This is a genomic window from Vibrio sp. TRT 17S01 (assembly GCF_050113695.1).
GTDB lineage: Bacteria > Pseudomonadota > Gammaproteobacteria > Enterobacterales > Vibrionaceae > Vibrio.
Genome location: NZ_JBNJOG010000001.1, coordinates 470,891 through 482,247 on the forward strand (window position 1 = coordinate 470,891; position 11,357 = coordinate 482,247).

The 11,357-nt window shown below is 47.4% G+C and carries 9 protein-coding genes; all 9 read left to right on the plus strand.

Features of this window, described 5'->3' with window-relative positions:
* Positions 1–6: 6 nt before the first annotated feature.
* The 9 genes from ACQEXS_RS02085 to ACQEXS_RS02125 all read left to right on the plus strand — a co-directional run bounded on the left by ACQEXS_RS02085 (position 7) and on the right by ACQEXS_RS02125 (position 11,272).
* On the plus strand, positions 7–642 hold the full coding sequence (locus ACQEXS_RS02085) for a bifunctional 4-hydroxy-2-oxoglutarate aldolase/2-dehydro-3-deoxy-phosphogluconate aldolase (RefSeq protein WP_427012627.1): 636 nt from the start codon (positions 7–9) through the stop codon (positions 640–642).
* 17 nt (positions 643–659) lie between these two features.
* Entirely contained in the window at positions 660–2,285 is a 1,626-nt protein-coding gene (locus ACQEXS_RS02090) for a SulP family inorganic anion transporter (RefSeq protein WP_427012824.1), read from the plus strand.
* 4 nt (positions 2,286–2,289) lie between these two features.
* On the plus strand, positions 2,290–3,306 hold the full coding sequence (galE, locus tag ACQEXS_RS02095; protein WP_427012628.1) for a UDP-glucose 4-epimerase GalE: 1,017 nt from the start codon (positions 2,290–2,292) through the stop codon (positions 3,304–3,306).
* Between the two features lie 15 nt (positions 3,307–3,321).
* On the plus strand, positions 3,322–4,374 hold the full coding sequence (locus ACQEXS_RS02100) for a UDP-glucose--hexose-1-phosphate uridylyltransferase (protein ID WP_427012629.1): 1,053 nt from the start codon (positions 3,322–3,324) through the stop codon (positions 4,372–4,374).
* Between the two features lie 127 nt (positions 4,375–4,501).
* Positions 4,502–5,263, plus strand: a complete 762-nt coding sequence (gene kduD / locus ACQEXS_RS02105) for a 2-dehydro-3-deoxy-D-gluconate 5-dehydrogenase KduD (RefSeq protein ID WP_427010206.1) — start codon at positions 4,502–4,504, stop codon at positions 5,261–5,263.
* 168 nt (positions 5,264–5,431) lie between these two features.
* Positions 5,432–6,601, plus strand: a complete 1,170-nt coding sequence (locus ACQEXS_RS02110) for a glycoside hydrolase family 88 protein (RefSeq protein ID WP_427012630.1) — start codon at positions 5,432–5,434, stop codon at positions 6,599–6,601.
* A 62-nt stretch (positions 6,602–6,663) separates the two neighbouring features.
* Entirely contained in the window at positions 6,664–8,850 is a 2,187-nt protein-coding gene (gnpA, locus tag ACQEXS_RS02115; RefSeq protein ID WP_427012631.1) for a 1,3-beta-galactosyl-N-acetylhexosamine phosphorylase, read from the plus strand.
* A 48-nt stretch (positions 8,851–8,898) separates the two neighbouring features.
* Positions 8,899–10,947, plus strand: coding sequence for a polysaccharide lyase family 8 super-sandwich domain-containing protein (locus ACQEXS_RS02120; RefSeq protein ID WP_427012632.1), 2,049 nt, complete (start codon positions 8,899–8,901; stop codon positions 10,945–10,947).
* The gene (locus tag ACQEXS_RS02125) at positions 10,928–11,272 is read left to right on the plus strand and encodes a cupin domain-containing protein (protein ID WP_427012633.1); all 345 of its coding nucleotides are present in this window, start codon (positions 10,928–10,930) and stop codon (positions 11,270–11,272) included. The genes ACQEXS_RS02120 and ACQEXS_RS02125 overlap by 20 nt, the downstream gene beginning before the upstream one ends.
* The last annotated feature ends 85 nt before the right edge of the window (positions 11,273–11,357 follow it).

Consider the following 11,357-nt stretch of genomic DNA (forward strand, 5'->3'; position numbering starts at 1 on the left):
AACACCATGGGTGCACAGACCCTTGAACAAAAGCTAAGCGCGTTGAAAGTCGTGCCTGTTATTGCGATTAAAGACGCACAATCTGCAGTTCCACTTGCGAAAACCTTGGTTGATCACGGCTTGCCTTGCGCTGAAGTGACCTTTCGTACCCCCGCGGCTCAGGAGTCTATTCGTTTAATGCGCGAAGCGTACCCAGAGATGTTGATTGGTGCCGGAACCGTATTATCAACCGAGCAGGTGGATCAAGCGATAGAAGCGGGTGTCGATTTTATTGTGAGCCCGGGTTTGAACCCAATTACAGTGAAATATGCGCAGCAACGTGGTGTTGCGATTGTCCCTGGTGTAAATAATCCGAGCTTGGTTGAACAGGCAATGGCGCTTGGTTTAAAGACACTCAAATTTTTCCCAGCCAGCGCATCGGGTGGCAGTGCTATGTTGAAGGCGCTAAATGCTGTGTATCCAGTGCAATTTATGCCAACAGGCGGGATTTCTGCCGACAATATCGATGAGTACTTGTCGATACCAAGTGTACTGGCGTGTGGCGGTACGTGGATGGTGCCAAACTCGTTGATTGACGCAAAAGACTGGGCAGCTATTGGTGCGCTTGTTGATGAAGTCGTCGCGGAATTAGCAGAGCAGTAACAAGGATAATCATGGTAATGCACGCACTTAGACGTATTAAATTAGTGCAGCTTTTTCCTTTTTTAAGTTGGCTACCCAAACTTACGTCGCAAAGTCTTCGCGCCGATTTCTGGGCCGGTCTCACGGGGGCGATCATCGTGTTGCCACAAGGTGTGGCTTACGCGATGATCGCTGGGCTACCGCCAGAGTACGGCCTGTACACGGCGATTGTTCCCGCGATTCTTGCGGCGTTGTTTGGGTCATCCAACCATTTGATCTCCGGTCCAACCGCAGCGTTATCCGTTATTGTGTTTACGACCGTGAGTCAGTTTGCTGAAGTCGGTACACCGCTTTATATACAGCTTTGCTTTACGTTAACTCTGTGTGCGGGATTAGTTCAACTGCTGTTTGGGTTGCTCAGGTTCGGCAGCGTCGTCAACTTTGTCTCTCACTCCGTGGTTTTGGGTTTTACCGCTGGTGCTGCGGTGGTGATAGCCGTCAGTCAGCTCAAGCATGTCCTTGGTCTTGATTATGCTTCAGGACAAACTGCGATTGAAAATATTGGCTTATTGGTGATGCACCTAAAACAAACCAATACTGATGAGCTGATAGTGGGCGTGTTTACCATGCTGATCTGTGTTTTGGTTAAACAGCTTGCCCCAAGAGCGCCAAATATGTTGCTGGCGATGCTAGCAGCCATGGGGATGGCGTACTTCATGAACGCGCTAGGTTTTGAGGTCGCGTTAGTGGGGCAAGTGGACAGCAGCTATCTCAAACTCTCTTCGCCTTTCCAAGGGATGAGCCATTTTGAACCTATGCTCGGTGGTATTTTTGCGGTGGCGATGTTGGGTTTGGTGGAAGCCGTGTCGATCAGTCGCTCGGTTGCTCTGAAATCTAGGCAAACACTTGATAGCAATCAGGAGTTTATTGGGCAGGGGATCTCCAATCTCGTTGGCTCGTTTTTCTCGTGTTATGTCTCGTCTGGCTCTTTCACTCGCAGTGGTGTGAACTACAGCAGTGGGGCAAAGACTCCACTTGCAGCGGTGTTTGCCGGGCTTATCTTGTTATTGGTGATGGTAAATTTTGTTCAATACGCGGCTTATATTCCGATTTCCGGTATGGGTGGATTATTGCTCGTTGTTGCTTGGAATCTGATTGATATACCACACATTAAAACGCTGGTAGAGCACGACAAAAAAGAGACATTTGTATTGGTGGTTACCTGTATTGCCGCGCTGTTTATGCACCTTGAATGGGCGATCTACATTGGTGTGGCGACTTCGTTATTTTTCTATCTTCGCCGCACGTCTAGGCCTGTTGTTGAAGTGTTGGATAAGCAAGAGCTCAATATTGACGCTCAACAGGATCTCACGGTGGTCCGGATTAATGGCTCAATCTTTTTTGGCTGTGTTCAGTATCTGCATCAGGAGCTGCAAAGTCTCACTGCAGAGAGAGTGGTCATCCTTGGGCGTGGTATTAACTTCATCGATCATGTTGGCGTTCAAATGCTTGATGATTACGTCGCTCGAAGCGGTAGAAAGGTGTATTTCTGCCGATTTAAAAACTCCGCCAAACAATCACTGCTCAATGGTTCTGTCTACGTCAGGGAAGAAAACTTTTTTGACCGATTAACGCCATTGTTGCAACTCATTCGTAAGAGGTAAGTTGATGAATGTACTCGTGACCGGAGGGTGTGGCTATATTGGCAGCCATGCATGTGTCGCTTTAGCTAAAGCGGGGCATACCCCAATCGTACTGGATAATTTTTGTAATAGCTCGCCAAATGTCGTGGGCAGAATAGAAGCTCTGACAGAGCAAAAACTCACCGTCTATCAAGGCGATATTCGAGATAGTGACATCCTTAAAACGGTTTTTGCTGAGAATGATATTGATGCGGTGATGCACTTTGCAGGGTTAAAAGCCGTTGGGGAATCTGTCCTCAATCCGTTGGCATATTACGACAACAATGTTGTTGGTACGTTGAACCTACTTGAAGCAATGCGTGATGCGTATGTTCACAACCTGATTTTTAGCTCATCAGCAACGGTTTATGGTGATCCGCAACATGTTCCTATTGATGAGCAAGCACCAACAGGTGGCACAACCAATCCGTATGGCACCAGTAAGTACATGGTTGAACGCTGTCTGGCCGACTTCTCGACGGCAAATCCGTTCTGGAGCATCACCTTATTGCGTTATTTCAACCCGGTAGGCGCGCACCCAAGTGGCCTTATTGGTGAGGACCCAAATGGGCTGCCAAATAATCTGATGCCTTTTATTACTCAGGTCGCGATTGGCCGTAGAGATGCGTTATCTGTCTTTGGTGATGATTACCCAACGCGTGATGGTACTGGCGTGCGGGATTACATTCATGTTGAAGACTTGGTTGATGGTCATGTCGCTGCGTTGCAAAAGTGCAGCGAAATGGAAGGGTTGTTTATCTATAACTTGGGGACTGGCAATGGCACGAGCGTCATGGAGATGGTCTCTGCTATGAACAACGTGCTTGGGCGCAACCTCCCTGTGCAAATTGAGGCAAGACGTCCCGGAGACATTGCGGAGTGTTTTGCGAACGCAGCAAAAGCTCAGCGTGAGCTTGGATGGCATGCTCAATATGACCTGATGGATATGGTCAGACACAGTTGGAACTGGCAACAGAAAAATCCGAATGGCTACCAATCTTAATATCTAAAGGAAACTATGATGCAATCATTTGATGTCTCTGAGCATCCCCATCGCCGTTATAACCCGTTAATTGGGGAGTGGGTGCTGGTATCACCTCACCGAGCCAAACGCCCATGGCAAGGGCAGCAAGAGTCGCCAAGTACTGAAGTATTGCCTACCTACGATAAAGGGTGTTTTTTGTGTCCGGGAAACAGTCGAATCAGTGGCGATGTCAATCCAAACTACACCGGCACCTTCGTCTTTAAAAATGATTTTGCAGCGCTTACGGTCGATACACCGGAATCCTCTTTAGGTGATGATCCGCTGTTTAAAATGCACAGCGCCCGAGGTGAAAGCCGAGTGATTTGTTTCTCTCCCGATCACAGCCGTACGCTGCCAGAGTTAGAAAGTGAAGAGATAGGTCAAGTCATTCACACTTGGATTGAACAAACCAGAGAATTAGGTGCTGATTATCCTTGGGTTCAAGTCTTTGAGAACAAGGGTGAGACGATGGGCTGTTCTCAACCACACCCTCATGGGCAGATTTGGGCCAACAGTTTTCTCCCGACGCTGGTGGAGAAGAAAGATAACCATCAAAAGGCCTATTTTGAGCAACATGGCACCCCGTTGCTATTGGATTATGTGCAACGTGAGCTCGAAAGTGGGGAACGTGTTGTTGTTGAAACTGAGCATTGGGTTGCATTGGTACCATATTGGGCGGCATGGCCATTTGAAACCTTGCTGTTACCCAAAGCAAAGGCAGGTCGACTAACTGAACTCAGCATCGACCAGCAAACCGATTTGGCGGATGCGATTAAACAACTGACAACGCGGTATGACAATTTATTCAACTGCTCATTCCCATACTCAATGGGCTGGCATGGCGCGCCGTTTATTCAAGGTGAGCCGAACCAATACTGGCAGGTGCATGCCTGCTTTTATCCACCATTACTTCGTAGTGCTTCAGTTCGTAAGTTTATGGTGGGTTATGAAATGTTGGCAGAAAGCCAACGCGATCTGACACCGGAACAAGCAGCAGAACGTCTGCGCCAAGTGAGTGATACTCATTATAAGTGTGCGCAGAGATAGTCTGAACAAGCTCACAGAATATTAAGCCAAATTTTTTTTGTCTTTGATATTTAGTAAAACGGTGTTTCAATATAATAAAATTGCATTTTCTTTTTTGGTAAGTGCAGTAAAGCAAAAGGTAAACTAAATGGTATTAGATGCTTTTAATCTAGAGGGTAAAGTTGCATTGGTAACTGGGTGTAATACCGGGCTAGGGCAAGGCATGGCAGTCGCACTGGCGCAAGCCGGCTGCGATATTGTTGGCGTGAATTACTCAGATGCGGAAGATACACCACAACAAGTTGAAGCGGTTGGACGTAAATTCCATGCGATTACCGCCGATCTGAGTGATCAGTCAGTCATTACCTCAGTGGTCGATCAAGCTGTTAGCCTTGCAGGGCGTGTCGACATATTGGTAAACAACGCAGGTATTATCCGCCGTAATGATGCGATCGATTTCAGTGAGAAGGACTGGGACGACGTAATGGATCTCAATGCCAAAACCGTCTTCTTCATGAGCCAAGCTGTTGCTCGTCAATTCCGCTCGCAACAATCGGGTGGCAAAATCATTAATATTGCGTCCATGTTGTCATTCCAAGGTGGAATTCGTGTGCCTTCTTATACGGCTTCGAAAAGTGCCGTCATGGGTCTGACACGGTTAATGGCTAATGAGTGGGCAGCAGAAGGCATCAACGTCAATGCAATCGCACCCGGATACATGGCGACGAACAACACACAAGCGCTTCGCGCCGACGAAGAACGCAATCAGGCTATTTTGGAACGCATTCCTGCTAATCGTTGGGGGCTACCAAGCGACTTAGCTGGACCCGTGGTCTTTTTAGCGTCTCCGGCATCGGATTATGTCAACGGTTATACGGTGGCGGTTGATGGTGGTTGGCTCGCTCGATAGTTGCTATCAGGCTGCGTTGCAGCCTTTTTTTGAACTTAAATTTAAAAATGAAAAGGTGTTTTATAAAATGTGACCGAGCTATGCGTTTATTAATAATGATAACGATAGACTATAGGTAATACATAAATCATCCCTTTTCTTTACCCAGTAAAGATGTTGAGAGTTAATATGAGCGAATCTATAACACTGCGTCCGTTACCTGCCGTACTCGACGAGCAAAGAGTGCTGAATCACTTATCAACGGTGGTCGAGTCTGTCAAAAGAAACATCCCTAAGATTGGTGAACGTAATCCGAAAATTGGCACAGAAAACAACCAGTGGCAATACTGTGATCAATTTGATTGGGTGTCTTCATTCTGGACCGGTGAATTGTGGTTATGCTACCAAATGACCGCAGAGCAGCAGTTTAAAAACAGCGCTAAGCTGCGCAAGCGTTATTTTGCCGATATGTTGCTAGATCCGTTCTGGCTTGATCATGACCTTGGTTTTCAATACAGCTTAAGCTGTGTGGCTGACTATCGTTTGACTGGCGATGAAGAGTCTAAAATGATGGCGATTCGCGCGGCCGATCATCTGATTCATCGTTTTCGCAAGATCGGTGGCTACATTGTTGCGTGGAATGATACCCATCCATTAGGGCCGGAAATCACACAAGGTAAATCGATTATCGATTCACTGCAAAATACAGCCTTGTTATTCTGGGCGTCCGAGGTGACAGGGTCACCTGTATATGCGCAAGCAGCAAGAACCCACAGTGAGACGTTAGCAAAACACATTGTTCGCGAAGACTATTCGACTTACCACTCGTTCAACTTTGATCCGGTAACCCAACAGCCAATCAAAGGGGAAACCTTCCAAGGTTATGCGGACGAATCATGCTGGGCTCGCGGTCAATCTTGGGCGGTACATGGTTTTGCTCAAACGTATCTATACACAGGGGACGAGCAGTTCCTAACGCTTGCTAAAAAACTGGCTCAATACGCTGTTGCACAAATCTCTGATGATGGTGTGCCAGTGTGGGATTATTCGTTACCTGCTAACGAAATCCAATACAAAGACAGTTCAGCAGGGGCGATCACTGCAGCAGGTTTATTATTGATTTCTCAGTGTATTACCGATGCAGAAGAAGCTAAGCAATACCGTGATTGGGGCCTATATTTGCTCCAAGGCTTAATCGATACCTGTGACGTAACCCATGATGAAAAAGCGCTGGGATTATTGGCTCATGGCGCATCTTTCGTGAAGGTAGGGTTGTGCGACAACATGCTGCCTTATGGTGATTATTACTACCTTGAAGCACTCATGCGTGCGAATGGTTACCAGAAGTTCTTCTGGTAATTCTAACTCTTATTTCTTCGGGGGAGCCTTCCCCCGATTGACCCAACATTTTGGAGCTTATCATGACCAAGGTTGCCTCTCGAAAAGGTCATATGACCCTGCCTGTCGAAGTCGGTCAGGAAGACGTGGTATTGGATCTTTATCAACGCTGGCAAGCAGACGCCCTGCGAGACAGTGATGGAACCAGCATGCCAGACTCACTCGCTAAACAAGACAGTGATATCTATTCTGTAATGTGTTTAGTTCGTGCTGATCAAGATTATGCCAATCAACATCCAGAATGCTTGCACCGTAAGTATCTGATGTCTTTCCCTGTTACAGCGATGGATGAAACCGTTACGATCCAGCCGCTGGATGGTTACAGTAAAGACAAGTATGAGTTAGACGATGACAGCGATCCTAAGCAGTGGTGGGAAGTGCGTGATCGCACCGCTGGCAAAGTCGTACCGGTTGAACACTGGTCCTTTGACGCTGAAAAGCAGCGTGTCGACATCATTCAAGCCACTCCATACCATGAATACACCATCACCTTTATGGCGCGTCAGGTGTGGGACAGTGTGTCGATGTACAACGCCTTGACCAATGACTGGGATGGACCACGCATCAAAAGCCTCGACCCATACCATCCGGAATGTCGTCAGCACCTACTTAACCATTTCCAACATTGGCTTGAAACACACCCAGATACTACGGTGGTTCGTTTTACCACCTTCGCTTTCTTGTTTGTAATCGATACGGGTGAGCTGAACCAAGATATTTACCGTGACTGGACAGGTTATGGTGAAACAGTGAGTCCACGAGCATTGCAAGATTTTGAAAAACGTTTTGGCTATGCATTGTCACCAGAAGATTTTGTCGATGCGGGTTATTACAACGGCACCTATAAAGTGCCATCTCAGCAATACCGAGATTGGATGACTTTTGTGCAGGATTTTGTGGTTGAATTCGCTGCTGAGCTGGTGGCAATGGCGCACAAAGCTGGCAAGCGCACAGCGATGTTCCAAGGCGATCACTGGATTGGTACAGAACCTTTCCTAGCAAGCTATCAGAAGATCGGCATCGATATTAATGTGGGCGCGGTGGAAGATGGGGTTGCTCTGCGTCGTTTAACCGATTCAGGTGGCGATCAGATCCGCGAAGCACGTTTTTACCCTTACTTCTTCCCAGATGTTTTCTGTGAAGGGAATGATCCGGTCGTAGAGTCGATGTCCAACTGGACTAAGATCCGTCGAGCGATGTTGCAAAAACCATTGGATCGCATTGGTTATGGTGGCTATCTCTCATTGGCAAACAAGTTCCCTCACTTTATTGACCACGTCACGGATATTTCAAAGCAATTTGGCGAATACCTAGACAATACACAGCGGAGTGAGTCTGCAAAAATTACAGGGAAAGTGGCGGTATTAAGTGCATGGGGAGAAGCGCGCAGCTGGTTGCAAAATCAGGCTCGTGATCAACGTTTCTATGTGCCACCACGTCCGGATGTGATGGAGCTGGTGGGTAATAACCTGTTGGAGTGTTTGTCTGGATTACCGTTTGAGGTGGAATTCATCAGCTTTGAAGACATTGCTGAGCACGGTATTGACCCTGAAATTAAGGTCATCATCAACAGTGGTGACGCCAATTCAGCTTGGAGTGGGGGTGAGTGTTGGGATAGTACTGACATCATCGTTAAGCTCAGAGAATTTGTGGCTAAAGGTGGCGGCTTATTGGGTGTATCTGACCCATCAGCATTTCAGAAAAATGGCCGCTATTTCCAATTGGGTGATGTGTTTGGCTTGGAGAAAGAAACCTCATTGACCATGGGTCGTGTTGCCATGCCATTGCAAATTTCTTCCGAGCATTACCTCAGCCAGTTCGTTTCTGGGACAGAAGACTTTGGTAACCCAAGTTACGTTTACCCGCAGGCTCAAGATCTAACGGTAATTGCAGCTCAGGGACAGCATCTAGCATTAACGGCTAGAGACTATGGACAAGGCCGTGCGGTGTACTTAGGCAACTTGCCGTTTAGTATGGAAAATGCCCGTCTTCTACAGCACATCCTATTGTGGCTTGGTCAGCAGGAGCAACAGACACATTCATGGCTGTCTGAAAACCCGGCAGTAGATGTGGCGTTCTATCCTCAAATGCAAAAAGCGACGGCGGTGAACTTTAGTGAGTTACCGCAAGAGGTAACCATAACCAATACCACAGGGGAGAAAGTAAGCCTATCGCTAGCGCCATATCAATGGCTCTGGTTGGATGCTTAACTTTATCCATCAAAGGCGCGAAAGCGCCTTTTTTAAGGAACTTATAGAATGATTTCGCAGCACTTGACGCAAATTCAATCTGCTGTTGTCGATGAAGTCTCATTGCAACAAATCACGCTGATTCCAAGAGAGCAATGGCATCAGAATGTCCAGCAATGGCAACGAGAATTTTCTCGCTCTTTCGGCTGGCGTGATATTCAGCTATCCGAAGCAGAACAAGATGGACAAGTGATTCACTGCTATTTGCAGCGAGTCCTGACATTAGCGTGTGAATACCACAGCTCACAATCACCATTAGCCGCAGAATATGCACTTCAAGCCCTAGACTATTGGTATGAAGTCAATCCACAAAACTGGAACTGGTGGTGGAACCAAATTGGTAGGCAACGTCTGCTTGGTCCAATCGCATTGATGCTTGCCCCCATTTTACCGGACGATCTCAAAGCTCAAATGAAAGCAGACTTGCCAGATGAGGCGACGATGACGGGGGCAAATAAAGCGGATTTGGCGCACGGCATGGCCTTTGGTGCGTTGTTGACCGGCAATGAAGCCACCTTTGAAGCGGCAATGAATGCCATTTGTGAAACCATTGAGGTGACAGAAGGAGAAGGCATTCAGGCTGATTACTCCTATCAGCAACATGGGCCACAGTTACAAAATGGGGGCTATGGCGAGTCATTTATTAATGTTGCTTTGCCTTGGGCGTATGTGACAAGCAATACCCCGTTTAGTTTTCCACTTAAGCTACAACGATTACTCGGCGAGTATTATTTACGTGGCACGGTGTGGATGACGCGTAATGGCTATTGGGATTACAACGTGTGTGGCCGAGCGATTGCAAAGCCAGATCTAGAAAAGCCGTTTGGCCGCCAAATATTATGTGCGCAAGCCAGAATGCTACGCGCCTTGTTTCCTCAGTATTCTTATTTCCTTGAGAGTTATATTGGGCACCTCAACGGAGAAACCTATCCCTTTGCGGGCTTTAAGCACTTTTGGTGTTCTGATTATGCTGTTTCAGCCAACAGTAAATATGCGGTAACGGTGAAAGGCAACTCGCAACGTACCAACCCAATCGAAACAGGTAATCAAGAAAACTTACTTGGTTTTTGGCTTGGCTTTGGCAGCATGAATATTGGTGCAACGGGATTGGAATATCGTGACATTTTCCCATATTGGGACTGGCGTCGCGTGCCTGGAGTCACTAATCCTCAAGTCGCGATGCCCGCTCACGAGTGGGGCCGGGTCGAACAACAAACGCATTGGACGGGTGGCGTGTCAAATGGCCGTTGGGGCATTTTTACATTTGAGCTTGATGTGCAAGAGACCCAAGGGCTGAAATCTTGGTTTTTCTTTGACGACATGGTCATTGCATTGGGTGCAGGGATTTGCTCTAGCCATGAAGAAGAGATTCGAACCACCATCAACCAATGCCACTTTGAACAAACGTTATGGCGTGATGGTGCGTCTGATGCAGGGGCAATCAAAGGCGATGCTCGTGACTGGGTTCATCATGGCAAAATTGGTTATGTGCTGCACGGCAGCGTAGCGCAACTCAAATGCGAAGAGCGTGGGTCTAACTGGCATCGTATTAATCACCATTTAAGTGAAGAACCCGTCAGTGGTGAGGTGTTTGAGTTGACCATTTCTCATGGAATAAAACCCAATAACGCCAGTTACCAATACACGATATTGCCGGGAGCGACCGCCAGCGATACACAAGCGTACGCTAACGCACCTCAAGCAAACATCATTGCTAATCAGCGTGATGTTCAGGCGGTGCAACACCATGAGCGGATCGGGTGCGTCTTTTATCGTCCGACCTCGCTGGATTTGGGCAATGGTCTTGAAATCACCGTGGACGAACCCTGTGTACTTGCCTGTGAAGCAGAACCTCATGGTTACAGTGTGTCCGTTGCGACACCGGGCCGCGCAACCGTGGTTGAGATTATCTTCAGTCAAGAAGGGCATCAATACCCACTTAACGTCGAAACGCACGCAGACAATGGTCGACTGGGCGAAAGTGGTTTTTACTCTATTTACACCAACAATACCGATCATGGAGAGTTAAGGAGAGAACATGACCTTTGCAATGGATAAGCAACAGACATGGGAGCAAGTCGAGCCGGGCATTGAACGGAGTATGGTGAACTGGAATGATGACATCATGGCGGTCAAAGTTCGTTTTACCAAAGGGGCGGTAGGAGTGCCTCATAGTCATGTTGCTCATGATCAACTGAGCTATGTTTTAGCCGGTAGCTTTGAAGTCATCTTAGGCGAAGAAACGCGTATCTTAAGCGTGGGAGATTCGTTCCTTGCGCAGAAAAATTGTCAGCATGGCGTTGTTGCGTTAGAAGACGGAGCCATCTTACTGGACGTTTTTACGCCAATGAGAGCCGATTTTATTTATTCGGCGAACAACTAGGAATATCAAACAGCAAGCTGTGAGGTTTTCCTAAAGCTCATGGTGTCGGATGTGTTGCGTATACCTGACACCATGAGTGTTTAAC